Below are 24517 nucleotides of genomic sequence, written 5' to 3' on the forward strand. Positions count from 1 at the left end.
CCTGCCGGGTTTCTTTCGGGCCGGTCCAGGTTGCCGGGCCAAGGTAAAAGTCACTGAATTTGTTGGTATTTTAAAATTAAATTTGTTTCATCGTGTTTTCGGCACAGCTCTTGGAGTCTTATCGGGCGTGGTTTGTGTTGCAGCGTTTCGGAGGGCTCGGTTTATGAAAGTCGCCATTCCCTATTACCATCGCCTGGTTTCCCCCCATAAGGGTCTGGCCCGCCTCTTCTTCATCGTCAGCATCCCCGGTGAGCAGCAGAATCCTTCCTGGCAGTTGCATACCTACGATCCGGAGACAGCCTCTTTCGGCCAGTGGCTGGCCGAACAGCTGGTTTCCGGAATCGTTTCCAGTGACCGCCCGACCTGGTTGCTGTCCGGCCTGGAGCGGCAGTGGGTTTGGCACTGGCAGACTTCTCCCGCCGAACCGGCGGAGCTGGTGGCCCGCTGGCGGGAAACGCGCAGCCTGGAAGACGCCGGAAATCAGGCGCTGGTTTTATGAATCGCCCCGGGTGGCAGAGGAGCCGATCATGAAAATCGCTGTCAGCAGCTGCGGCCCCACCCCCGATTGCACTATTGATGACCGGCTGGGGCGCGCCTACTGGTTGCTGGTCTACAACCTCGATGAGGACAGTTGGCTGGTGCTGGACAACAGCGAGAACCGGGCGGTGCTGCAGGGGGCCGGGCAGCGGACGGCGGAAGTCCTGATCCAGTTGCAGGTGACCCATGTGCTGACCGGGGGGGTCGGCCCTAAGGCGTTTCGTCTGCTCACCGGGCACGGGATCCGGATCTACCTCGGGGTCAGTGGTTCGGCGGCGGGTGCCCTGCTGGCCTGGCAGCGCGGGGATTTTCAGCCGGCGACGGAACCGAACCAGAGCGGCAGCCCCTACTGTCTGATGGGCAAGGTGCGCCGCAACCTGTCGGAAACGGTTTCCGCGAAGATCGAAGCTCTTCCGTTTGGTGAGCAGAGATAGCCCTTTGGAGTGGCCCCGTGGGCTTGGAATCACATCATTCAGGGAAGGAAAGGACTGTACCATGACTCAGCGAACCATCGTCAACGGCATGACACTCAATGAGCTTGAAAGCCTGCTTGTCGACCGCATCAAATCGTGCAGCAACTCCTACTATCTGGCCCTGCTGATCTGCGCCCTGATCATGCTGGCCGGTTCAGCCGCCGGGCTGATGGCTACGGTGGGGGGGCATCACATCTATTACAACGTCAGTCGGGAATTGACCTGGGGGGTTCTCATCTCGACGTACATTTATTTTGTTGTGACGTCGACGGGCCTCTGTCTGGTTTCGAGCATCGGTCACATTTTCGGGGTCGAATCATTCGTGCCGCTCGCCAAGCGTGCGGTATTTCTGGCGATCGTAACCCTGTGCGCCGGGTTTTTCGTGATCAGCGCGGAGATCAAGGTTCCGATCCGGATGATGCTCTACAATATCATCTCTCCCAATCTGACATCGAATATCTGGTGGATGGGCACCCTCTACGGGGTCGCCCTGATGGTTATGATCCTGGAGTTCGCTTTTCTCTATCTCCGGAAATACCGGTTGGCGGTTGTCTGCGGTTTCATTGCGGTGATCGGCGAGGTCGCGGCTAACAGCAACCTGGCAGGCGTGTTCGGCCTGCTCAATGGGCGTGACTTCTGGCACGGCGCCTACCTGCCGATCTTTTTCATCGCTTCGGCGGTCATGACCGGGGCCGCCGTACTGATCTTCTTCCACGTCCTGGCCTATCGTCTCAGGGGCGAGTCGATGAACGAAACCATGGCGAAGGCCATGAACGCCTGCTGCAAGGTGGCTATTCTCGGCATTTGCATCGTGTCGTTCTTTACCGTCTGGCGGATGGTCGCTCTGCTCGCCGGGGAGCCCGGCGGTGCCTATTTGGGAGCCATGGCGCTGATCCGTGGTCCTTACGCCGTCAATTTCTGGGTTTTTGAAATAGGCCTGGCCCTTGTTCTGCCGTTGATTCTCTTCATCTGCTCCAGGGGAACCGATCTGCGCCTCATGTTTGTGGGGTCGGCGCTGATGATCGTCGGCCTGTTCTTCATGCGTTACAACATGGTCATTGTTGGACAGGCCGTTCCGGTTTACTACTCCCTCGGGGTCAACGAGGCCAGAGGGCTGATCGAGTATTTTCCGTCCTATCTGGAAATCCTGGTCACTCTGGGCGGGTTCGGTCTGACCGGTTGCCTGTTTCTGCTCGGAGAAAAGATTTTCGATGGTCACAAGGTTGACTCTCATCATCACTGAACCCCTGTGATTCGACACTGGAGATATCGTTATGACAGCTTTGAAGTTCGACAATCTGAAAAACGAAGGGATCGAGAACCTGCCCGACCGGCAGCGGCGCAATTTTCTCAAGCTCGGTTTTGCCATCACCGGAGTGTTCGCCGGGGGAACCATTCTCGCGGTGACCAGCAGTGTTCGCCGGAGTTTCGCCTCAAGCGGCGATTTCCTCGCCCAGTATCCCTACAAGCCGCACTACGGGATGTTGATCCGCCAGGATCGCTGCATCGACTGTGAACGCTGCAAGCAGGCCTGCGCCAAGACCAACCACGTGCCGGCCTACGGCTACCGGACCGACATTCTCGAACGGGTTCGACCCGATGCCGAGGGGCAACAGCGTGAGTTCATCCCGGTGCTCTGCAATCACTGCAATCTGCCGCAATGTGTTCGGGTCTGTCCGACCAGGGCAACCTACAAGGACCGGCGTAACGGCATCGTCATGATGAACCCGAAGAAGTGTATCGGCTGTCTGACCTGCCAGATGGCCTGCCCCTACAACGCCCGCTATTTCAACGAGGAAAAGATGGCGGTCGACAAGTGCGATTTCTGTTGGGAGGCGCGGCTTGACCGGGGCGGGAAGCTGACCGCCTGTGCCGCCGCCTGTCCGGCACAGGCACGGATTTTCGGTGACTTGTCCCGGGATGACGATCCGGTTCATCGGGTGGTTCACCAGATCGGCCGGACCGTCTGGGTCTTGCGGCCGGAAGCCGGAACCAAACCCAATGTTTTCTACACCCGTGGCTGAAGCCGGCGGGTCGACCCTGAGGAGGTTCATGTCATGCGCTTGTTTTTCATCTGTCTGATATGCGGACTGGTCTTGCTGATTGCCGGCCCCGGTTTTGCCGAGGATGTCGATCATGGAGGTGATATCCATTTCAAGCAACCGGTGGTCGGGGTTCTGTTCAGTCATACCCTGCATGTTGAAGAGTTGGGGCTGGAGTGTGACTCCTGCCACGAGGGGCTGTTCGCCTACGAGGCCGGCACTGCGGAAGCGAAGGATGATTTCACCATGAAGAGTCTGGCGGAAGGGAACTACTGCGGAGCCTGCCATGATGGCAGCACCGCCTTTTCGTCAGAAACCCGCTGCGCGGTCTGCCATGAAGGCGTCAAGGGCTACAAGCGGGCCCTCGGCCTGATCAATGCCCCTGAGCATGACCGGAAGTAGGAACTGTTCACCGGAAGGATACTTTAAACCATGGTCACCATTAAACACAGTGGCCAACGACAACAAGGAGGCTTGTCATGACAGCTCTCAAATCCCAAACCATGACCCATGAAGCCGGTATCAGTAAGGTTGAACGCAACCCGGTCGCCAACCTCTGGCTCGCTGCGCTGACCATCGTTCTGGCGCTTTTTGCGACCTGTACCCTGGTCCTGGTCGCCTGGCCCATCCTGGCCTGGATTGGTGCGAATTTCAACGGTTGAGCCATGTTGTGTGGGAACCGGAGTCAGGAGTCGCTTCGCGGCTCCCGGCTCCGGAAGTGGAGAAGGTGCTGCCTGGATCAATCCTGGGTGGCGCCGAAAGAAATGAGGTCGAACAGGCTCTGGTTAAGTTGGGCCAGCAGGTAGATCAGGATGGAGTGCAGAAGACTGACCAGCCATGGAATGATAAGAGAATACTGGCTGAAAAAATCGTGAATGAAGAGCAGACCGCCGATCCACCAGATCACCAGCACGGCACCGGCAATCGCCTTGACCCATTCGATACAGAAAACTATCAATTTGAACAGCCAGGGGGGCTCCATGCGGTCCGGAAGTCCCGCGAGATGTTCGGTTCGGGTGCGGTAGCAGCTGCGAAACAGAACCGCCATCAGGTAGGAGAGGGTCAGGAAGACAAAGAACCAGGTGGGAGTCGGCTGCCAGGGGTGTCCGCCGAACAGCCCGGGAAGCAGGTAAAGGCCCCCCATGTGCAATGCGAACAGGACGGTGTAACGTTCACTTGAAATGACGGTCAGGGCTTTTTGCCACATGCCGATGCCTCATTTGTTCTAATGAAGTCCGGGTAGCAAGATGTGGTACTTACCATTCAATTTTACTAATATACCGCAGATTCATCTCTTTGACCATCCCTGAATTACTGATTCGGGGATGGTTTTCGGCATTCTCTTCTCAATGTAAATAATCGGCCGCCATCCCGGCCGTCTTTATTCTGGATTCGTGCCGTTGCCGCAGGTCTGCGGAATCTGCTATGGTTCGGCCCAGTGAATCAACTGCTGCGACAATGCGGTTTCGCCATTTGAATAGCCAAGGATGATGACCTCGCAAAATGTCCGCACCCCGTTGTTGTGCGAAAATTTTGCTTAGCCATCGGTAGAGAATTTGCGAGACCATCAAGGATGACATTATGCAACAGGGCTGGATTCTGGTTTGTGACGACGAGCAGGAGATTCTGGATTTTCTACGCGCCATGCTCGAATCGCGCGGGTTTCAGGTCGATACCTTTGCCGGTGGGGCGCCGCTGCTGAAGATGCTGCAGGAGCAGCGTGACGCCCAGCCCGACCTGGTGCTGCTCGATGTGAAGATGCCGGGGACGGACGGTATGGAGGTGCTGCGCCGCCTGCGGGTGATGCAGCCGCAGTTGCCGGTGGTGATGATGAGCGCCTTTGCCACCGTGCGCGGCGCCGTCGACTGCATGAAACAGGGGGCCCATGACTACCTGATCAAACCCTTCTTCGCCGATGAACTGTTTGCTCTGGTTGACAAGATTATTGAGCGTAACCGCCTGGTGACCGAGAACCGTTCGCTCAAGGCCGAGATCCGCCGGCGTTTTGATCCGGACCAGGTCATTTTTCGCAGCAGTGCTTTCCGCAAGGTCGTTGACCTGGCCAGGAAAGTCGCGCCGAGCGAGGCGAGCGTTCTCATCCAGGGGGAGAGCGGTGTCGGTAAGGAACTGGTCGCTTCGACCATCCACTACAGCAGCCGGCGCAATGAAGAGCGTTTTCTGACCATCAACTGTGCGGCGCTGACCGATACGCTGCTGGAAAGTCAGCTCTTCGGTTACATCAAGGGCGCTTTTACCGGGGCGGCGGCCAATCATCGCGGGCTGGTCGAGGAGGCCGACGGCGGTACCCTGTTTCTCGATGAGATCGGTGATATCAGCGCCGCCCTGCAGGCCAAACTGCTGCGGGTGCTCCAGGAAAAGGAGTTCATCCCGGTCGGTTCGACCAAGGTCCGCAAGGCCGATGTCCGTTTTATTGCCGCCACCAACAAGGACCTGGAGGCCGAAGTCCGGCTTGGCAATTTTCGCGAGGATCTCTTCTACCGCCTCAATGTGGTGACCCTCAAGGTTCCTCCGCTGCGTGAGCGTAAAGATGACGTTCCGCCGCTGGCACAGTTTTTCATCAAGAAATATTCGCCGCGTGGCGATCAGGGCATCACCTCCGAGGCGCTTTCTCTGCTGGTCAGCTACCACTGGCCCGGCAATGTCCGGGAACTGGAAAATGTCATCGAGATGGCCACCATCCTCGCCGAGGGAGATGTCATCGACGTCGCCCACCTGCCGGTCAAGATCTCCGAGGGAGGTCCGGTCGAATTTTCCCTGCCCGGGGAGCAGCTGTCTCTCGAAGATGTCGAGCGGCTTTACATCGAGCAGGTCTACCGTCAGACCGGTTATCACAAGCTCAGGACCAGCGGCATTCTCGGAATCGCCCGGAAGACGTTGGACAGAAAGATCAAGCAATACAACATCACTAAGGAGCAGGGCGGCCGATAAGCATCCGCCTGCTGCGAGGGCGGCCGATACGCACGCATCTGCTGCGTTGCTCCCGCACCTCGTCATTCCGACGTAGCTGCCGCTACGCCTCATTTCTCGGCGCGTGAGACGCCTTGCATCTACGCACGTCTCAACCGCCTTCAACGGTGGTGAGGGGAGGGCGGCCGATACGCACCCGCCTGCGGCGTTGCGCTCAGCCTTCACTCCTCGACGTAGCTGCCGCTACGCCTGTGGTTTCAGTCTTCGTGTGCCTTGCATCTGACGACGTTTGAGCCGCCTTGAACCGTATGTGGTGAATTGGTGAGCGGTCTCTTTATCCCTCCCGCTTGACCCGGCAAAGCCCCCTTGCGTAGACTGAAGCCTCCTGTTTGCGAAAGAAATGGTTCCTCTTGGACAAAAACGAAGCTCTCCAGATCCAGCCCCGGCCCGGTCAGCCTGAAAAACAGGCTGGACCCGGTGCCTGGTATCTCCTCTCCCGCGGTGATATCGACCGGTTGGTGCGTTCCCTGAGTGTCGCCTACGAGGTGGTTGGTGCCCGGATGAAGGATGGACGCTACACGCTCGACCGCATCAGCGATCCGGCCGAGCTGGAGCTTGAATTCCCGCCGCGGGTCCATTCGCCGAAAAAATTCCTTTTTCCCAACTGGGAAAAATTGTTTCGTTTCCGGCTCGGTGGCAAAGTGATGCTGGAAGCCGAAAAGGCTGCCGTGCCGCGGGTGATCTTCGGCATGCACCCCTGCGACCTGCACGCGGTGCAGGTCCTCGACGACTGTCTGTTTGAAGGGGAGGCCGACAGTACCTACCAGGCCAAGCGTCAGGCAACGGTACTGATCGGTGTCGACTGCGAGCCGGACGCGTTCTGTTTCTGTACCAGTCTCGGCACTGACAAGATCGACAGTGGATTCGATCTTTTTCTCCATCGTAGCAATGATGGGTACCTGGCCCGGGTCGGTTCGGCCCGTGGTCTGCGTCTGTTGCGCCGGTATCTGCCGGAAATCCGCGAGGTTGACAATCCACAACTGCCTCCGGCCGGCAAAAGCTGTCAGCGCAGCATCCGTTTTCCGATGGAATCGCTCGCTCCGGTGCTGGGCGAAGTCTATGACCACGCCATCTGGCAGGAGATCGGTGAGCGCTGTCTCGGCTGCGGTTCCTGCAATCTACTCTGCCCGACCTGCTACTGTTTCAATGTCCAGGATCGGCTGGATCTCAATCTGCAGGGCGGCGAGCGGGTGCGAACCTGGGATTCCTGCCAGTTCGACCAGTTCACCAGGGTTTCCGGCGGCAGTGATTTCCGCCCCGACCAGACTGACCGCCAGCGTCATCGATTCTTTCGCAAGTACAAGTACCTGTGGGAAAAACACCAGCGCACCGCCTGTGTCGGCTGCGGCCGCTGCGCCCGCGAGTGCCTGGCCGGGATCGACAACACGGAGGTTCTCAACAGCCTCTTCGCCGAACAGGTCGCGGCCGAGCAGAGTCCCTCTCCCGGTCTTGAATACCAGCCGCAGATGGCCGAGCTGTTGTCGGTCGATTCTCTCACCGGGCGGGAGAAGCTGTTCCGCCTGCGGCTTCCCGAGCCGGTCTCTTTCCGTCCCGGTGCCTTCATGCAGGTCTCGGTGTTCGGCGTCGGTGAAGCGCCTTTGACCATCGCTTCAGCGCCCGATGCCGACGGCCACGAAATAGAGCTGGTGGTCCGTTCCAAGGGGAGCCTGACCCGGGCGCTGCATCGGCTCAAGGCTGGTGACGCCATCGGTGTGCGCGGTCCCTTCGGTAACGGTTTTCCGGTCGAGGAGTTCGTCGGCCGGGATGTGCTGCTGGTGGCCGGCGGTATCGGCCTGGTGACCCTGCGTTCTCTGCTGCTGACCATCCTTGCCCGACGCGGGGAGTTCGGCCGGGTGATGCTGCTTTACGGCTCTCACAGCATCGACCAGGCCCTGTTCCGGGATGACCTGAAGCGCTGGCATTTGGGGGATCAGCTCGACTGCCGCTTCGCGGTGCAGCATTTCGGTTCCCAGTGGGGAGTGACCGGCGGGGATATCACCCACCTGTTCCGGGATCTCGATATCGTACCGGCGCGCGCGGTGGCGGCGGTTTCCGGTCCGGCGGTGATGTATCGCAACGTCAATCCGCTGCTGTTCGGTCTCGGTTTCACCACCGAGACCATTTACCTGAACCTGGAACGGCACATGAAGTGCGGACTCGGCAAGTGCGGGCGGTGCCAGATCAACGATATCACGGTCTGCCAGTGCGGGCCGATTTTCCCCTACAGCCAGGTACAGCACCTGCGCGAGGCGATTGAACGATGAAGCCGAAAGTCGGGTTTTTTGATTTCACCGGTTGCGAAGGCTGTCAGTTGACGGTCCTCAACCTTGAGCGGGAGCTGCTCGATCTGGTCGAGTTGATGGAGATCGTCGAATTTCGTGAGATCAGCTCGGACCAGGGCGAGGCGCTCGACATCGCCTTTGTCGAAGGGAGTATCTGCAGCTCCGCGGAGATCCGCCGCCTCAAAGCGATTCGCGCCCGCAGCCGGCAGCTGTTCGCTCTGGGCGCCTGTGCCGACACCACCGGCATCAACGCTCTTTGCACGGACAGGACCTCGGAACAGCTGGTGGGGGAAGTCTACGGGACGGCGGTCGGCCATCTGCGATACCGGCATCCCCGGCCGCTGGAGGCCTTCGTCAAGGTCGACGGCCGGGTCCCCGGCTGCCCGATCGACGGCCGGGAATTTCTTGCCATCCTCCAGTCCCTGTTGATCGATCGGATGCCTGAGCTGCCGACCTATGCTGTCTGCGCCGAATGCAAGCTGCTGGAGCTGCCCTGTACCTTCGAACGCGGAGTGGTCTGCCTCGGGCCGTTGACCCGTGCCGGCTGCGACGCCCATTGCATCGCCGAGGGTGACCGCTGCCGCGGCTGTCGCGGCCAGGTCGACGCGCCCCGCTCCGGCCCCTATTACCGGATTCTCGAAGAACACGGCCTGAGTGAGGAGGATATCCTCAATGAGTTGCGCATCTTCAACCTGAGCGGGGAGAAGCGGGGATGAAAATTGCTGTCCAGCACCTGGCCCGCATCGAGGGGCATGCCAACCTGGTGATCGACAGCGCGCGCGGCACATTGCGTGAGCTGCGGCTTGAAATCGTCGAGTCGCCCCGCTTTTTCGAGGCGATGCTGAAAGGCAAACATTACACCGAAGTGGCCCCCATTGCCGCGCGCATCTGCGGGATCTGCTCCAATTCTCATACCCTGGTTTCGCTCTGTGCCACCGAGCAGGCGCTCGGTATCGAGGTCAGTGAACAGACCCGTATCCTGCGCCTGCTGCTGGCCCATGGGGAAATTCTGCAGAGTCACCTGCTGCAACTCTTTTTCCTGGCGATTCCCGATTACTACGGGGTTTCGAGTATTCTGCCGCTGGTGCGCAGTGAACGCGCCCTGGTCGGCCATGCCCTGCAGCTGAAAAAACTGGCCAATGATATCTGCCGGATTGTCGGCGGCCGCCCGGTGCACCCGGTGACGCCGACGGTCGGCGGATTTTTGCGGCTGCCGGAGGCGGCCGAACTGCAGGGACTGCGTCGCGACCTGGTCGCGGCATTGCCCGATCTGGAAGCGAGCGTTGATATTTTCGCCGCCCTCGATTACCCCGATTTTGAACGGGAAACGGAATACTTTTCCCTGCGCGGTGACGGAGACTATCCAATTTTCGGCCGGCGCCTGGTTTCCAGTGCCGGGGTTGACTGCGCGGTGGCGGATTACCAGCAGGTGATCGAGGAATACCTGGTGCCGCATTCAAACGCCAAATTCGCCCGCCTGTCGGGAGAAAGTTTCATGGTCGGCGCGCTGGCGCGGTTGCGGAACAATTTCGACCATCTCTCGCCGATGGCGACCCAGGTCGCCGCGGCCCTGGAGGTCGGACCGACCACCTGCAATCCCTACCGGATTCTGGCGGCGCGCCTGGTGGAGGTAGTCCATGGCGTCGAGCGGGCCATTCATCTGATCGACGATCTGCTGCTTGCCGGCCTGGCGCCGGAAGAGCTGCCGACACCCAAGGGGCCGGGCTGGGGCGCGGCGGCTATCGAGGCCCCCCGCGGCCTGCTTTTCCACGCTTATCGCTATGCCGCCGATGGACGTATCGAACAGGCCGACTGCGTGATTCCGACGGCCCAGAACCTGGCCAATATTGAAGCCGACCTGCGTGCCCTGGTGCCGCAACTGCTGTCGTCCGGGCGCGAAGAGCTGACCCGTCAGTGTGAAAAACTGATCCGCGCCTATGATCCCTGTGTCAGTTGCTCAACCCACCTGTTGACCGTTGACTTCGCCTGAGCTGCTCATTATCGGTGTTGGCAGCCCGTTGATGGGGGACGATGGTATCGGCGTGACGGTCGCTGAACGTCTTGCCGGGGAGCCTCTTCCGGCCGGGGTGGCCGTGGTCGAGGCCGGCACGATCGGCCTCGGACTGCTCGATCTCTGGCAGGGGTATGAACGGGTCTGGCTGGTTGATGCCGTGCGCATGGGGCGGAGTCCCGGAAGCTGGCGCTGGCTGGATGCCGCCGATCTGCTCTGCCTGGAGCCGGGTGGTTTTGATGCCCATGCCGGGCCGGCCGGTGTTCTGCAGCTGGCCATGGCTCTTGACGCGTTGCCGCAGGAGTTCAGTCTGCTCGCGGTCGAGCCGGGTTTGGTTGAGCGGAGGATGGGGCTGTCGATGGCGGGTCGTCGCGGTGTCGCTGCCGCCCTGGCGGAGTTGCGGCGGCGGCTGGAGTGTGGCGAATAATCCGGGTCAGGAATTATTCCGGTTCGAGCATTTCAACGACGAAGGTGCAGCCGCCCCCCGGGGTTTCCTCGACCCGGGCGCGGCCATTGTAGATGCGGGCCAGTTTTGCCACGATCGCCAGGCCGATGCCGGTGCCCTCGCCGGTGCTGGACCGGCCGCGGGTGAAGGGTTCGAAAATCCGTTCCCGTTCCTTTTCTTCCAGTCCCCGGCCGTGGTCGCGGATCTGGTAGCGCAACCGTCGGCCTTCCCGATCTCCGCTGATTTCGATCGTGCCTCTCGGTTCGCAGCCGTAGCGCAGTGCGTTGCCGATCAGGTTGCTGAACATCTGGATCAGCAGGGTTTCCGGCAGCCGGGCCGCGGGCAGCGGGCCGACGCTGATCTCGGCCTGTTTGTCGGCGATCTCATCCCGCAGGTTCTCCATCACATCCGCGACCACGGCATTGGTCGACAGCGGCTCGGCCGGTTGCGGCAGTTTGCCGATCTGTGCCAGGACCAGCAGGTCTTCCATCTGCTGCAGCATCTTGAGTCCCTGGGTTTCGATGTCCTGCAGCAGCCCGAGGGCCTGCTCATCCAGTTTGTCCCGGTACTGTTCGCGCAGGTACTCGGCGAAGCCGATAATCGGGGTCAGCGGCGAACGCAGGTCGTGGGAGACGGTGTGGGCGAAGGCGTCAAGCTCCTTATTGGCGTCACGCAACGCCTGCTCCACCGCCTTGCGTTCGGTGATATCGCGGCAGACCGCCAGTTTCAACGTCTTCCCGTCACTGTTCGCCAGGGGGGTGTGCAGCAATTCGTGGGTCTGTTTCAGTTTCGGGATAAAGCGTTCTTCGCGGACGATTTCACCGGCGCCGACCCGCTCGATGGGACAGTCGGGGCAGGGATGGTCCAGGTCGTGGAAGGAGTTGAAACAGCACTCGCCGATATGGTCGCCGAGCTGTTCGATCATCGCCCGGTTCATGTAGGAAACCTGGTAATCATCGGTGACGATGTAGGCGAAGTCGGTCATCGCCTCAAGCAGGCTGTTCAGGCGGCTGCGTTCCTTTTCCAGTTCGGCGGTGCGCTGGGCGACAGTGCTTTCCAGCTGTTCGCTCTGGCGGCGCAGGGCGGCTTCGAGTTTTTTCTGCTCGGTGACATCAATGAAGGACTCGATGCCGCCGACGATCTCACCATCCTTGCGCAGATAGTCGATATTTTTACTGATGATGAGGGAATCGCCCGTCTTGGTGTAAATGGTACAGAAGGCGCCGATAACCGGTTTTTCAACGGTCGGGCTGTAGAGCCCGCAGCCGCGGCCGCATTCCACTCCTTCGAGAAAGGAGCAGTGACGGCCGAGTGCTTCCTCGGCGCTGTAGCCGGTGATCCGTTCCGCTTCGCTGTTCCAGTAGACCACCCGCTGGTCCGTATCGACCAGGAACAGGCCGCTGGGCATGGTGCGCAACAGCAGTTCGACCGGCAGCAGTTTGAGAAAATCGGTTAATGGCGCCTGTTTCATGGTTTCTTTGTCCGGTTGCAACGGAATGTCCTTGACCCTTGTCGGCAGCAAAAAATGTGCCTCATGGTTGCAGATGGCGTGGGGCACGCGCCAGCAGCGCCACCCGTATTTCGACCGCACCGGCCAGCCGCAGCATCCTGCTGCAGGCCCGGGCGGTGGCGCCGGTGGTCATGACGTCATCGACCAGCAGGATCGATCTGTCGTTAAGTTTATCATCGATCCTCAGGGCCTGTTGCATGTTTTTCTGCCTTTCAGCGGCATTCAGCCCCTGTTGTGGTGGTGTATGCCGCACCCGACGCAGCAACCGGGAGGACACCGGGGCCGACAGTGTCTTTCCCAGCATCCGGGCCAGCAGCAGCGACTGGTTGAAGGTGCGTTCGCGCAATCGTCGCGGGTGCAGCGGCACCGGGATAATCAGGTCCGGTGCATAATGCGGCCAGCGATGGCGGACGGTTGCGGCCAGCAGCTGGCCCAGCGGTTGATCGAGCAGCGGCAGGCGGTGGTACTTGAGCCGGCCGATGGCCTGTTTCAGCAATCCGCTGTAGGGTCCGAGCGCACAGACGGCATCAAAAGGAGGGGGAGAGGTGATACAGTCGCCACAGAGATGGGGTGATCCTTCTATGGCCGGGTAGGGCAGGTCGCAACGCGGACAACGCGCTTCGGGCAATGGCGGCAGAGCGTCAAGACAGCTTCCGCACAGGGGCAGGTGGACGTCGCGCCGGTCATCGCAGAGCGGGCAGACGGCCGGCAGCAACCAGCGGCCGGCCGCCGCAAACTCATCAAGCAGTGCTTGTTTCCAGTGCACATCCCCCTCCGAAGGTCACGTTTGTCGAGCCCCTGCTCCGGCTTCCGATGTGACGTCAGGATCCTGAATCCGTGGGCTTCACAGATTCAGGAGGATGTCTGCAGCAGGCTGCGGCCGGTCATGGCGGCCGGTTGCGGCAGCCCGAGCAGCTGCAGCATGGTCGGGGCCAGGTCGGCAAGAACCCCGGGTTGCAGACCGGCCCGACGGTAGCGGTCATCAACCAGCAGCAGGGCGACCGGGTCGCTGGTATGGGCGGTGTGCGGCTGGCCGTGATCGCTCATCTTTTCACAGTTGCCATGATCGGCGGTGATCAGCAGGCCGCCCCCGGCTGCCTGGACCGCTTCAACCACGCGGCCGAGACAGGCATCGACGGTTTCCATCGCCTTGACCGCTGCCGGGAAAACCCCGGTGTGTCCGACCATGTCGGGGTTGGCGAAGTTGAGGATGATGACGTCATACTGTCCTGATTCGATCCGCGCCACGACTTCGTCAGTCACCTCGGCGGCACTCATTTCCGGTTTCTGGTCGTAGGTGGCAACATCTTTCGGAGATGGGATCAGCGCCCGGTCCTCCCCGGCGAAGGGCTCCTCGACGCCACCGTTGAAGAAGAAGGTGACATGGGCATACTTTTCGGTTTCGGCGATCCGCAGCTGGGTTTTACCCGCCTTGGCGAGAACCTCGCCGAAGATGTCCGGGTAGCTTTCCGGAGGGAAAACAACCGGCAGGCCGAAGGTTTCGTCATATTCGGTGAGACAGAGATAGCAGGCCAGTTCGGGATGTCCTCCCCGGTCAAAACCGTCGAAATCGTCGAAGGTGAAGGCCCGGGTCAGTTCGCGGGCCCGGTCGGCGCGGAAGTTGAAAAAGAGGATGCCGTCGCCATCGTCGACTGTCGCGAGCGGCTTGCCGTCGCGCAGGATGACGCGCGGCTCGACGAATTCGTCGCTCTGCCCGGCGGCGTAGGCTTCTTCGATGGCCCCGGCGCTGTCGGTGGCGGTTATTCCCCGGCCGTTGACCAGTGCCTGCCAGGCGCGTTCGATTCGTTCCCAGCGGTTGTCGCGGTCCATGGCGTAAAAGCGGCCGCTGACCGTGGCGATAGCTCCGGCGCCGATTTTCTTGAGCTGATTTTCCAGCTCCCGCAGGTAGCCGGCACCGCTTTTCGGCGGCGTGTCGCGTCCGTCCATGAAGGCATGGATGCAGATCTCCCCGATGCCCTGCTGCCTGGCCATTTCGACCAGCGCGTAGAGGTGGGTATTGTGCGAGTGGACGCCGCCGTCGGAGAGCAGGCCGCAGAGGTGCAGCTTGCCGCCGTTTTCGCGAACTTTGCGCATGCCCTCAAGCATCACCGGGTTGGTGAAGAAGTCGCCGTCTTCGATGCTTTTGCTGATCCGGGTCAGATCCTGGTAGACGACCCGGCCGGCGCCGATGTTGAGATGCCCGACTTCGGAGTTGCCCATTTGTCCGTCAGGCAGGCCGACATCGAGTCCGGAGGCGCCAAGGGTGGTGTGGGGGAATTCCTTGAATAATCGATCGAGAACCGGAGTCCGTGCCTGGCAGACGGCGTTGTCGGGAGTACAATCAGCCTGGCCCCAGCCATCGAGGATGACCAGGGCCAGGGGGGCTTTCGCATTGTGTTTCATTTCTATCTCTCACCGTGGTGGATTTCCCTGACCTCGATCGGCCGGGCTTCGTGGAACAGCTGGCGGTTGATGAGACTCAACCCGCCCCAGTTGCCGCATTCATCGCAGCGGCTCTGCCAATCCTGGTAGGATTTGCCGCAGTGATCGCAGACAAAGCCGAGACGCAGATGCTTGTTGGTGCCGAGCGCCCGCTTGTATTCTTCGACCGCGTCCTCGATCCGGTCACGTCGTCGATAGGCTTCACCGAGCAGGAAGTTGAGCTGGGTTGATTCGATGCCGGAACTTTCGACTATGTACAGCTGGTCAATCGCCTCTTCGACCATTTCCAGCCGCAGGCAGAATTTGCCGAAAAAGAGCCGCAGCAGCATGTCGTCAGGTTTTCGGCTGGTCGCGTCGCGGTAAAAGGTCAGCAGGCCGGCCGGATCCTCGGTCTCCATGTAATAATCTTCAAGGCGGGAGAGGAAGATGCTGCGGCCCAGCTTCTGGTAGCCTTCCTGCCAGGTACGGACCGCATCGTCTCCCCGGCCGACGGCTTTCTGCGCGTCGCCCAGAGAGACGCGGGCGGGAACCAGTTCCGGGGCGTCCTTGACAAGGTCCTGGAATTCTCCCAGGGCCTTGTCGGCTTCACCGTTTTCGAGCATCAGGCGGGCGACTTCGTAGCGCAGGTTGGCCAGCAGCTTCTTTTCATCCGCGAGGCGTTTGCTCTTCTGGGCCACCTTGATCACCCGTTTCTGCAGGTCATAGGCTTCCTGCCAGTTGCCGGCGGCGATATGCAGGTCGCGCAGCGAGCGCAACGCCTTGCGGTTGTCGGCCTCAAGGGCGAGGATCGCCTGGTAGGCCTCGATCGCTTCGTCGGTCTGGTCGAGTTTCTGGTAGGTGGTGGCGAGTTTGAACAGCACTTCCAGGTTTTTACCGTCGATGTCCCGCGCCTTGAGCAGCAGTTTGACTGCTTCGCTGCCTTCACCATCCTGCAGTTGCACGCTGGCCAGGGCGATCAGCGAATCGATGCTCTTCGGATCGCGTTCGAGAGTTTTCTGCAGCAGAACCCGGGCTTTTTTCAGATCCCCGGAGAGCAGTCTGCCGACGCCTTCGCGGTAGATGGCGCTGATTTCCTTGCTTTTCTTCTCGCTGCGTTCACGGCGCCAGTGTTTGACCCCGTGGACCAGGACGCTGTAGATATGCGCGCCGTAGCCGATGCACAGGCCGACCAGGACAAAGCCGAGAATCAGCAGTGCCGGCGAAAAGGTGATGCTTTTGCCGGTCCAGTAGATCAGGGTGATGTCTTCCGGATTAAGCCAGCTGCAGTAGATGAAGAACGACAGGAAAAGGATGACCAGCAGTAAAAATCCGAGAATTGTCATGGCATGCTCCCGGGGCAGGTTGCCCACTGGAATAACATTGTACCTGAAACCAGGCGTTTGTCTTGTCCGGCCGGCGGATTATCCTGTTGCCGGCAGAGCGCCGCGCCGCGGGAGGCGGGCCGGTGTCTATTCGCCGAACTTTTCAATGTCGGTTTTGCAGTCGATGCAGAAGCGCGAGAAGGGGCGGACCTTCATCCGGGCCTGGCTGATTTCCTCCTCGCAGCGGACGCAGACACCGTATTCGCCGGAGCGGATGCGCTCCAGGGCGGCATCGATATCGCGGATCTTCTGCTGCTGGGTCGCGCCGAGATTGAGCAGTACGTCGCGATTGGCGGCATTGGCCGAGACGTCACTGATGTCCGGCAGGCTTTCTTCTCCGAGTTCACGGTAGGTGTGCATCGATCCCTGCACCTCCTGGAGAACCTGCCGGCGCATCTCCAGAAGGAGTTGTTTAGCTGCTTCGAGTTCTTCCTGATTCATTGCCCCTCCAGCCTCCTTCAGGCATTGTGGTACGGTTCATTGCGGATAATGGTCATCGCCCGGTAGAGTTGTTCCAGGGCGATGACGCGTGCCATCTGGTGGGTGAACGTCAGCCGCGACAGGGAGAGGATCCTGTCGGCCCGCTGTTTGACGGCCGGACTCAGGCCCCAGGCGCCACCGATGACCAGATTCAGATTCTGCGGGCCGGCGGTCATCTGCTCGTCGAGTAGCCGGGCCAGTTCAACCGAGCTGAGTTGTTTCCCCTGTTCGTCCAGCACCAGGGTTGTTCCCGGCGCGGCAAGCTGGGCGAGTATCCGTTCGCCTTCCCGTTCCCGCAGCAGGGCCGTGTTCGGTTTTTTGCCGCCGCCCTTTTCTTCCTTCAGTTCGACCAGCTCGAAAGGAAGATAGCGCTGCAGTCGCTGCCGGTAGTCGGCGGCCGCTTCCCGAAGCCAGTCCCGGGAGAGCTTGCCGACACAGACCAGCCTCAGTTTCACGTCGGCTCTTCCGCCTCCGGAACAATTTCCGGGGCTTCACTCCAGAGCCCTTCCAGGTCATAGAAGCTGCGGACCTCCGGCTGAAAGACATGAACCATCACATCGCCGTAGTCGAGCAGAACCCAGCGGCCGTCATCCATGCCCTCAACGGCCAGAGGCTGGATGCCGTGGTCCCGTTTCAGCCCGACGCGGATTTCTTCGGCGACGGCCTGCACATGGCGGTCGGAGGTGCCGCTGGCGATGACCAGGTAATCGGTCAGGGAGGAGAGTCCGTTGACTTCGAGAATTTTCAGATCCAGCGCCTTTTTTTCCAGCGCCAGGTGGGTGCAGAGCAGAGCCCGGTCTTTCGACTGCAAGCCAAGTATCCTTTCTAGCTCCGGTAGAGGTCGTGTCGCGCGATCAACGCCGCGACCGCCGGAGGGACCAGGTAACGTATCGATCGACCCGTGGCGACCAGTTCCCGGATTCCGGTGGAGGAAATCCCGAGAGGAGTATCATTCAGGAACAGCAGGGTTTTGCCCTTCTGGTGCTGCCATTTTTCGGGTGAGCAACTATAGCAGAACTGATTTTGAACTGCAACGGGAAGCAGTTCAAAGGGGTTCCCGTCATTGATGCCGGGCCTGGTGACGACCACCAGGTGGGTCAATTCGAACAGTTTTTGATAATTTTTCCAGCTCGGCAGGTCACGGAACGAGTCGAGACCGATGATGAAATAGAACTCGGCCCGTGGAAATTCCTGTCGCAGCAGCTGCAGGGTCTGAACGGAATAATTTTTCCCCGGGTGCTGCTGTTCGATGTCGCTGACGCTGAATTTGTCGTGGTCGGCAATCGCCGCCCGCACCATCTCAAAGCGGATGGCGAACGGGACCGCGGCAGCTACCTGCTTGTGCGGGGGGGTGGCGGCCGGAAGAAACAGCACCTTGTCCAGGCGGCAGGCTTCGCGGACCTCTTCGGCGATGCGCAGGTGCGCCAGGTGGATCGGGTTGAAGGTGCCGCCGAGAATGCCCAGTTTCATTCCTCAGCTCCTGATCTGCCCTTCGCCGAGAACGATGAATTTGCGCGTGGTCAGATCTTCAAGGCCCATCGGGCCGAAGGAGTGGAGCTTGGTGGTGGAAATGCCGATCTCGGCGCCGAGCCCGAGTTCGCCGCCATCGGCGAAGCGGGTCGAGGCGTTGACCACCACCGTGCTCGAATTGACCAGTCGCAGGAAACGCTGGGCGTTGGCGTAGTCGCGGGTGACGATCGCCTCGGTATGCAGCGAACCGTGTTCGTTGATGTGGTCGACGGCGGCTTCGAGGCCGTCGACCACCCGCATCGCCAGGATCAGGTCGAGATATTCGGCGTCCCAGTCCTCTTCCGTCGCCGCCTTGACTTCGGGGGCGAGATTGCGCACCTGTGGGCAGCCGCGCACTTCAACCCCGGCTGCGGTGAGAGCTTTGACCACCCGCGGGACAAACTCGGCGGCGATCTCCCGGTGGACCAGTAGGGTCTCCATGGCGTTGCAGACGCCGGGACGTTGAGCCTTGGCGTTGACGGCGATCTTTTCCGCCATCTCCAGGTCGGCGCCGGCATCGACAAAGACGTGGCAGACCCCCTTGTAGTGCTTGATGACCGGGATGCGCGAATGTTCGGAGACAAAGCGGATCAGGCCTTCGCCGCCGCGGGGGATGATCAGGTCGATCTGTTCTTCGAGCTTGAGCAGCTCGGTCACCGCCGCCCGGTCGCTGGTGGTCACCACCTGCACGGCCGCCGCGGGCAGGCCGAGATCGGTCAGCTGCCGTTGCAGGATGGCGCCGATGGCGCTGTTGGAGTGCAGGGCTTCGCTGCCGCCGCGGAGGATGACCGCGTTGCCGCTTTTCAGGCACAGCGCGGCGGCGTCGGCGGTGACGTTGGGACGGCTCTCGAAGATGATGCCGATCACCCCGAGCGGAATCCGCATCCGTCCGACCTGCAGGTTGTTGGGGCGGCGCCACATACCGGTGATTTCGCCGACCGGGTCGGGCAGGGCGGCGACCTCGCGCAGACCGTCGGCCATGCCGCGGATGCGCTTGTCGTCCAATTCGAGCCGGTCGAGCATGGCGGCCGAAAGTCCCTTGGCGCGGCCGGCCTCAAGGTCCCTGGCATTCTCCCGCTGGAGGGTGGCGGCTTCATTCTCCAGGGCCGCGGCCATGTTGATCAGCAGTTGATTCTTGACGCCGCTGGACACGTCAGCCATGCGTCGCGAAGCGCGGCGGGCATCGATGGCAATCTGCTTCATCTGTTCGGCGATGGTCATCAGTTCTTCTCCCTAGGTTCGCTCATTTCAGGGCCTGGTCCTCCGTCCGGCAACTCGGGCTGCAGCACCAGGTTGTCGCGGTGAACCACTTCATCCCCGTACTTGTAGCCGAGAATGGCGGCGATCTCGGATGACTTTCGACCGATGATCTGCAGCAGTTCAGCCTCGGCGTAATTGACGATGCCGCGGGCGACCTCAAGTCCCTGCAGGTCGCAGAGGCGAACCGCGTCACCCCGTTCGAAGCGGCCCTCGATGGTGCTGATGCCGGAGGGCAGCAGGCTCTTGTTTCCATCGCAGACGGCTCTGAGAGCGCCGGCGTCGAGCAGCAGTCTGCCGCGCGGTTTCTTGGTGAAGGCGATCCAGTGCTTGCGGGCGGCCAGTTTGTCCTGCGCAGGCAGAATAGAGGTGCCGACCTGTTCGCCGTTGAAGAGGCGCAGCAGGTTGCCGGGAACCCGGCCGTTGAGAATCACCGTCGCTGCCCCGCACAGGGCGGCCTGTTTGGCGGCCTTGAGTTTGGTCGCCATGCCGCCGGTGCCGAGGTTGGAGGCGCTTTCCCCGGCCATCGCTTCGATCCGGGCGTCGATCCGCTCGACCGTCGGGATCAGGCGGGCGTCGTGGTGCCGACCGGGGTCCCGGTCGTAAAGCCCGTTGACGTCGGAAAGAATGACCAGCAGCCCGGCTTCGGCGAGGTTGGCGGTCATGGCCGAGAGGTTGTCGTTGTCGCCGAAGCGCAGTTCGTCGACCACCACGGTGTCGTTTTCGTTGATGATCGGCACCACCCGGTGCTCTATCAGGGTCATCAGGGTGTTGCGGGCGTTGAGGTAACGGCGCCGGTTGGCAAGGTCGTCACGGGTCAGCAGCACCTGGGCGACCTTGTGACCGTGGGGGCGAAGACGTTCCTTGTAGGCGCGCATCAGACGGCTCTGGCCGATGGCGGCGGCGGCCTGGCGCAGGGGGATGGTCTGCGGCCGGCCGCTGATGCCGAGGTCGGCCTTGCCGGCGGCGACGGCCGCCGAGGAGACCAGGATCACCTCGTGACCGCGCAGCAGCAGCTGGTGGACATCCTCGCAGATGGCATCCAGCATCTTGTCGTCGAGGCCGGTCTCATCGGAGATGACGGTGCTGCCGATTTTGATGACGACCCGTCTTATGTCTGCCGGAAGCTGTTTTTTCATAGTATAACTAGCGATTTTTGTTGAAAAAAGAGGTCAAGATTACCCTTTGTCCGGGATTGCTGTCAACTTTCCGTTTCCGGGGTCGATCGGCGCTGTTCGTCCAGCTTTCGGCCGAGGGCGTGGACCAGCGGCTCCAGTCCCTCGCCGGTGGCCGCCGAGATGCAGAAAACCTGGTAGCCGAGCTGCTCAAAATGGGCCCGTACCTCCGGGGTGCGGTCGCGGACCTCGGTGAGATCCTGCTTGGTGAGCGCGATCAGCTGTGGTTTGTCGGCCAGTTCGGGGTTGTGGCGGCCGAGTTCGCGGTTGAGGATGGCGAAGCTTTCCAGCGGGTCGGCCTCCTGCAGCGGAGATAGGTCGACCAGGTGCAGAAACAGGTCGGTCCGTTCGATGTGACGCAGAAAGCGGCTGCCGAGCCCCTGACCATCGCTGGCACCTTCGATCAGGCCGGGAATGTCGGCCACCACGAAGGAGCGATAACCGCCGAAACCGACCACGCCGAGGTTCGGCACCAGGGTGGTGAAGGGGTAGTCGGCAATTTTCGGTCGGGCCGCCGAGATGGCGCTGATCAGGGTGCTTTTGCCGGCATTCGGCAGTCCGACCAGGCCGACGTCGGCGAGCAGCTTGAGTTCCAGTCGCAGGCGCCTGGCCTCGCCCTCGGTGCCGGGCTGAAAATGCCGCGGTGCGCGATTGGTACTGGTGGCGAAGCGGGCGTTGCCGCGACCGCCCATGCCGCCCTTGAGCAGGACGATCCGCTCGTCGCGGCCGGTCAGGTCGGCCAGCAGTTCGCCGCTGTCGTCGTCATAGACCAGGGTTCCGGGGGGGACGCTGATGACGCAGTCCTCACCGTTCTTGCCGTGCATGTTTCGGCTCAGACCGGGGGCGCCGTTTTTGGCCTTGTAGTGGATCTTGTAGCGCAGGTCGAGCAGGGTGCCGAGGCCGGGATCGACGCGCAGGATGACATTGCCGCCGTCACCGCCGTCACCACCGTCCGGCCCGCCGCGGGGAATGAATTTTTCCCGGCGGAAAGAGAGCCCGCCGCGACCGCCGTCACCAGCCTTGACATTGATTTTTACTTCATCGACGAAGTTCATAGGTTTTAAAATCGGCACAAGGCTAAGGGCGAAAGGCCAAAGGAGATCCTTTTGCCCTTAGCCTTGTGCCTTTAGCCGCCTTTGAAAGCCAAAAGCCCGAAGTTCAGTGAACCTCGGGCTTTGGGCAGTTGTTCTCTCGGTGGCGAAATTCAGTCGGCGTAGACGCTGACCTTTTTGCGGGTCTTGTCGAGCCGCTCGAATTTGACCACGCCGTCGATCAGGGCGAACAGGGTGTAGTCCTTGCCGCAACCGACGTTGTTGCCGGGATGGATGGTGGTGCCGCGCTGCCGCACCAGGATCGATCCCGCACTGACATTCTGGCCGCCGAAGCGTTTCACGCCGAGGCGCTTACCAACGCTATCGCGACCGTTCTTGGAGCTGCCACCAGCTTTTTTGTGTGCCATGGTTTCCTCCCTCAGGCCTCGATACCGGTAATTTTGAGTCGGGTAATGGGTTGACGGTGCCCGTTCTTCTTGCGATAGCCCTTCCGTTTTTTCGACTTGAAGACGAGGATTTTCTTATCCTTGCCTTGTTCGACGATCCGGGCAGTGACTTTCGCATTGGGCAATAGAGGTGTTCCGACTTTAACCTCTTCTCCGCCGACCATGAGGACTTCGTCCAGTTCGATGGAATCTCCCACCGATCCGACGAGCTTTTCGACCTTGAGCAGGTCGCCTTCGGAAACTTTATATTGTTTTCCTCCGGTCTTGATCACCGCGTACATAACCACTTCACCTCACTCTCGCTTTGATTTTTTCCCGGGAATTCACCCGGAACAACGAACTATAGGGCCCCTGTCGGGGGGCTGTCAAGGAAAAATCCGGGGCGGAGGCTGCTCGGTTTTTTTGGGGGATTTAAGCCGTTGGCGCGCAGGACGGTTCTCCTGTAGTGTTTAGTCCGTCTCTGGTCAGAATCAGCCTGGCTCCTCCATCTCCCCACGGGGGACTGCAAAAACCCTTTTCTGCCGCCGATTACGCCGATGGACGCTGACAGGGGCAAGGATTGAAACATGTGTCCAGGCTGAAATCACATGTCATTCTCCTGAATCCGTGAGCTTGTCACCGGCGAATAGCGCAAGCCATTGACCTGCCTGCGTTTCCCAAAAATCACCGGCGAACCTATGGGTGCGCCTTAGATTTTTTGAAAATCGCATCCAGGCCAAGCACTTACACTCTTCATCCGGCACAAACCCACGGATTCAGGATTCTCTGCCGGAACCCCACAAAGCACTGATCGGCACGGCAAGCATCTGCTCTCCGAAGGGAAGGACTCTTTCGCCGTCGTAGAACACAATGCCCGCCAGCCAGGCCGGGCCCGCTATTGAGCGCAGCTTTTTCAGCCCTTTGAAATCCTTTTCGGTGACGGTGGCTGCAGCCTTGACTTCTATGGCAATCATTCCGCGTCCATCCAGCTCGATAACGATATCGACCTCGTACTGATCCTTGTCCCGGAAATGAAAAAATTCAAGATTGCTGTCGGCCCAGCTCGCCTGGCGGCGCAATTCATTATAGACGAAGCTTTCCAGCAGGTGCCCGAGCATGATGCGGTCGGCTTCCAGTTGAGCGGCATTCATCCCCAGCAGGGCAGCCACCAGGCCGGTGTCGGTCATATGCACTTTGGGGGTTTTGACCAGGCGCTTTCCCCTGTTGCCGTGCCATGCCGGCAAGGTGTCGATCAGAAAGATATTTTTCAGCAGGGCGAAATAGGCCGTTATTGTCTGGCGGGTGATCTGAAACGGCGCGGCTATCGTACTCATGTTGAGCAATTGCGCACTTTGCACTGCGACCAGCTGCAGAACTTTGGGGATCGCATCAAGGTTGCTGATGCGTGCCAGGTCGCGAATATCCCTCTGTACCAGCGTTTCGACATAATTCTGATACCACAGCCGCCTGCGCCGCTCGCTCCGTCGTTGCAGGGGTTCCGGAAAACCTCCGGCGACAATGTGAGCCGCAAGCTGTTCTCCCAGCTTGCCCGTACAGTGGATATCAAAGCTTCTGTTCAGCAGCTGCGACAATAATCCGGAGCCGCTCTGTTCAATTTCACAACGGGCCAGGGGGCGCAAAGGCAGGATTTCCAGGCGCCCGGCCAGGGAGTCCGCAAGCTTGGGAAGCAGCAGTACGTTGGCGGAGCCGGTAAGAAGGAAGCGGCCAGGCTGACGCTGACGGTCCACGCTTTGCTTGATGGAACTGAACAGCTCCGGGACGTGCTGAATTTCATCGAGAATAACCCGTTGGCCCAGGCGGTCGACAAATCCAACCGGATCAGCCTTGGCGGCCGCAACCAGGTTGACATCGTCAAAACTCAGGTAGTGGTAGCCGTACTGCTTGCCGATTTTTTGCGCCAATGTGGTTTTGCCGCACTGGCGTGGGCCGTGGATCAGTACCACGGGAGTGTCACCGAGGGCTTCTTCCAGTCGGAGCTGCAGTAAGCGTGGATAGTCAGTATTGTCCATGATGGCTGACAGTAAAAACTATTGTCGTCCATCTGTAAAGCGGAATGTCGTCCAATCGTAAACAAAGGTGTCGTCTGATCGTAAGTCGAGAAGATCTCTTGGCCGGGCTGTGGGTGCTGGTAGCCGGCGACCTGGGCATAGAACACCTTCCCGGCGATGTCCCTTTTTCACTTCTGGATTCAGGGTGCTTTCGAAGCCAAGGTCGATCGGCACTGGAAGGCCTGCTCCAGCTGGCGTTTGAAGGCGAGAAAATTGTGCAGGGTTTTGTGGGAGAGGGCCATTTCAATGGCGCCATTGAGTCTGGCTTTGTCGCGAAATTTGGGGTCGTGAAGGGGTCGTGCTTGACAAGTTGACAAATCGCAACGGATTTGAGTTGCCACGGAACCAGATGGGACATTCATAAGATTTATGCCTCCTCCGCAGAATCTGTGGGTAGGCGGATGTAAAAATTAGAGCATTGCCCTTTCCGGGCGGGTAGGATGGTTTTTGCCGAAACTA

27 protein-coding genes are annotated in these 24517 nt (G+C 60.3%); 12 read left to right on the plus strand and 15 right to left on the minus strand.

The annotated features are described in order from the left end of the window. The first annotated feature begins 163 nt into the window (after window positions 1-163). From C2E25_RS12575 to C2E25_RS12600, 6 genes are all read left to right on the plus strand, one after another. Window positions 164-499, plus strand: a complete 336-nt coding sequence (locus tag C2E25_RS12575; RefSeq protein WP_103116084.1) for a hypothetical protein — start codon at window positions 164-166, stop codon at window positions 497-499. 28 nt (window positions 500-527) lie between these two features. Next, complete coding sequence (locus tag C2E25_RS12580) at window positions 528-971, plus strand: NifB/NifX family molybdenum-iron cluster-binding protein (RefSeq protein ID WP_103116085.1); 444 nt, start codon at window positions 528-530, stop codon at window positions 969-971. A gap of 61 nt (window positions 972-1032) precedes the next feature. Further along, window positions 1033-2253, plus strand: a complete 1221-nt coding sequence (nrfD, locus tag C2E25_RS12585; protein ID WP_233189424.1) for an NrfD/PsrC family molybdoenzyme membrane anchor subunit — start codon at window positions 1033-1035, stop codon at window positions 2251-2253. 31 nt (window positions 2254-2284) lie between these two features. Next, the gene (locus tag C2E25_RS12590; RefSeq protein ID WP_103116086.1) at window positions 2285-3034 is read left to right on the plus strand and encodes a 4Fe-4S dicluster domain-containing protein; all 750 of its coding nucleotides are present in this window, start codon (window positions 2285-2287) and stop codon (window positions 3032-3034) included. Between the two features lie 33 nt (window positions 3035-3067). Next, the gene (locus tag C2E25_RS12595; RefSeq protein WP_103116087.1) at window positions 3068-3454 is read left to right on the plus strand and encodes a cytochrome c3 family protein; all 387 of its coding nucleotides are present in this window, start codon (window positions 3068-3070) and stop codon (window positions 3452-3454) included. A 77-nt stretch (window positions 3455-3531) separates the two neighbouring features. Continuing rightward, window positions 3532-3714, plus strand: a complete 183-nt coding sequence (locus C2E25_RS12600) for a hypothetical protein (RefSeq protein WP_103116088.1) — start codon at window positions 3532-3534, stop codon at window positions 3712-3714. 77 nt (window positions 3715-3791) lie between these two features. Here the strand turns inward: C2E25_RS12600 and C2E25_RS12605 are convergent, their stop codons facing one another. Beyond that, window positions 3792-4259, minus strand: a complete 468-nt coding sequence (locus C2E25_RS12605) for a hypothetical protein (RefSeq protein ID WP_103116089.1) — start codon at window positions 4257-4259, stop codon at window positions 3792-3794. Window positions 4260-4633: 374 nt separating this feature from the next. Between C2E25_RS12605 and C2E25_RS12610 the strand changes: the two genes are divergently transcribed. The 5 genes from C2E25_RS12610 to C2E25_RS12630 all read left to right on the plus strand — a co-directional run bounded on the left by C2E25_RS12610 (window position 4634) and on the right by C2E25_RS12630 (window position 10760). Further along, window positions 4634-6001, plus strand: coding sequence for a sigma-54-dependent transcriptional regulator (locus tag C2E25_RS12610; protein ID WP_103116090.1), 1368 nt, complete (start codon window positions 4634-4636; stop codon window positions 5999-6001). Window positions 6002-6390: 389 nt separating this feature from the next. Continuing rightward, window positions 6391-8304, plus strand: coding sequence for a 4Fe-4S dicluster domain-containing protein (locus C2E25_RS12615; RefSeq protein WP_103116091.1), 1914 nt, complete (start codon window positions 6391-6393; stop codon window positions 8302-8304). After that, window positions 8301-9038 (plus strand): NADH:ubiquinone oxidoreductase, encoded by a 738-nt coding sequence (locus C2E25_RS12620; protein WP_103116092.1) that lies wholly within the window; start codon window positions 8301-8303, stop codon window positions 9036-9038. Before C2E25_RS12615 ends, C2E25_RS12620 begins: the two co-directional genes overlap by 4 nt. Then, window positions 9035-10312, plus strand: a complete 1278-nt coding sequence (locus tag C2E25_RS12625) for a Ni/Fe hydrogenase subunit alpha (RefSeq protein WP_103116093.1) — start codon at window positions 9035-9037, stop codon at window positions 10310-10312. Before C2E25_RS12620 ends, C2E25_RS12625 begins: the two co-directional genes overlap by 4 nt. Continuing rightward, entirely contained in the window at window positions 10299-10760 is a 462-nt protein-coding gene (locus C2E25_RS12630) for a hydrogenase maturation protease (RefSeq protein ID WP_269845113.1), read from the plus strand. Before C2E25_RS12625 ends, C2E25_RS12630 begins: the two co-directional genes overlap by 14 nt. A gap of 13 nt (window positions 10761-10773) precedes the next feature. On the opposite strand, the gene C2E25_RS12635 is transcribed toward C2E25_RS12630, so the two are convergent. From C2E25_RS12635 to C2E25_RS12700, 14 genes are all read right to left on the minus strand, one after another. After that, window positions 10774-12300 carry a PAS domain-containing sensor histidine kinase gene (locus tag C2E25_RS12635; RefSeq protein ID WP_103116095.1) on the minus strand — a complete coding sequence of 509 codons (1527 nt, stop codon included), beginning with the start codon at window positions 12298-12300 and terminating at the stop codon, window positions 10774-10776. A gap of 10 nt (window positions 12301-12310) precedes the next feature. Then, the gene (locus C2E25_RS12640) at window positions 12311-13054 is read right to left on the minus strand and encodes a ComF family protein (RefSeq protein WP_103116096.1); all 744 of its coding nucleotides are present in this window, start codon (window positions 13052-13054) and stop codon (window positions 12311-12313) included. Window positions 13055-13140: 86 nt separating this feature from the next. Beyond that, window positions 13141-14691, minus strand: coding sequence for a 2,3-bisphosphoglycerate-independent phosphoglycerate mutase (gene gpmI, locus C2E25_RS12645; protein WP_103116097.1), 1551 nt, complete (start codon window positions 14689-14691; stop codon window positions 13141-13143). 2 nt (window positions 14692-14693) lie between these two features. Then, window positions 14694-16052 carry a tetratricopeptide repeat protein gene (locus C2E25_RS12650; RefSeq protein ID WP_103116098.1) on the minus strand — a complete coding sequence of 453 codons (1359 nt, stop codon included), beginning with the start codon at window positions 16050-16052 and terminating at the stop codon, window positions 14694-14696. Window positions 16053-16178: 126 nt separating this feature from the next. Then, on the minus strand, window positions 16179-16532 hold the full coding sequence (locus C2E25_RS12655; RefSeq protein ID WP_085010940.1) for a TraR/DksA family transcriptional regulator: 354 nt from the start codon (window positions 16530-16532) through the stop codon (window positions 16179-16181). A 17-nt stretch (window positions 16533-16549) separates the two neighbouring features. After that, complete coding sequence (gene rlmH, locus C2E25_RS12660) at window positions 16550-17026, minus strand: 23S rRNA (pseudouridine(1915)-N(3))-methyltransferase RlmH (RefSeq protein ID WP_103116099.1); 477 nt, start codon at window positions 17024-17026, stop codon at window positions 16550-16552. After that, complete coding sequence (gene rsfS / locus C2E25_RS12665) at window positions 17023-17382, minus strand: ribosome silencing factor (protein ID WP_103116100.1); 360 nt, start codon at window positions 17380-17382, stop codon at window positions 17023-17025. Before rsfS ends, rlmH begins: the two co-directional genes overlap by 4 nt. A 14-nt stretch (window positions 17383-17396) precedes the next feature. After that, on the minus strand, window positions 17397-18041 hold the full coding sequence (nadD, locus tag C2E25_RS12670) for a nicotinate-nucleotide adenylyltransferase (RefSeq protein ID WP_103116101.1): 645 nt from the start codon (window positions 18039-18041) through the stop codon (window positions 17397-17399). 3 nt (window positions 18042-18044) lie between these two features. Further along, on the minus strand, window positions 18045-19301 hold the full coding sequence (locus C2E25_RS12675; protein WP_103116102.1) for a glutamate-5-semialdehyde dehydrogenase: 1257 nt from the start codon (window positions 19299-19301) through the stop codon (window positions 18045-18047). Next, entirely contained in the window at window positions 19301-20476 is a 1176-nt protein-coding gene (gene proB / locus C2E25_RS12680) for a glutamate 5-kinase (protein ID WP_103116103.1), read from the minus strand. Before proB ends, C2E25_RS12675 begins: the two co-directional genes overlap by 1 nt. 62 nt (window positions 20477-20538) lie before the next feature. Further along, window positions 20539-21567: a GTPase ObgE gene (gene obgE / locus C2E25_RS12685; protein ID WP_103116104.1), complete on the minus strand. Its 1029-nt coding sequence runs from the start codon at window positions 21565-21567 to the stop codon at window positions 20539-20541. Window positions 21568-21716: 149 nt separating this feature from the next. Next, the gene (rpmA, locus tag C2E25_RS12690) at window positions 21717-21971 is read right to left on the minus strand and encodes a 50S ribosomal protein L27 (protein ID WP_085010934.1); all 255 of its coding nucleotides are present in this window, start codon (window positions 21969-21971) and stop codon (window positions 21717-21719) included. Window positions 21972-21982: 11 nt separating this feature from the next. Continuing rightward, the gene (gene rplU, locus C2E25_RS12695; protein ID WP_103116105.1) at window positions 21983-22291 is read right to left on the minus strand and encodes a 50S ribosomal protein L21; all 309 of its coding nucleotides are present in this window, start codon (window positions 22289-22291) and stop codon (window positions 21983-21985) included. A 474-nt stretch (window positions 22292-22765) separates the two neighbouring features. Then, window positions 22766-24019 carry an ATP-binding protein gene (locus C2E25_RS12700; protein ID WP_103116106.1) on the minus strand — a complete coding sequence of 418 codons (1254 nt, stop codon included), beginning with the start codon at window positions 24017-24019 and terminating at the stop codon, window positions 22766-22768. Between the two features lie 98 nt (window positions 24020-24117). On the opposite strand from C2E25_RS12700, the gene C2E25_RS12705 reads away from it, so the two are divergent. Continuing rightward, complete coding sequence (locus tag C2E25_RS12705) at window positions 24118-24372, plus strand: hypothetical protein (protein WP_103116107.1); 255 nt, start codon at window positions 24118-24120, stop codon at window positions 24370-24372. The last annotated feature ends 145 nt before the right edge of the window (window positions 24373-24517 follow it).

Origin of the sequence: Geothermobacter hydrogeniphilus, assembly GCF_002898515.1 — a bacterium.
GTDB lineage: Bacteria > Desulfobacterota > Desulfuromonadia > Desulfuromonadales > Geothermobacteraceae > Geothermobacter_A.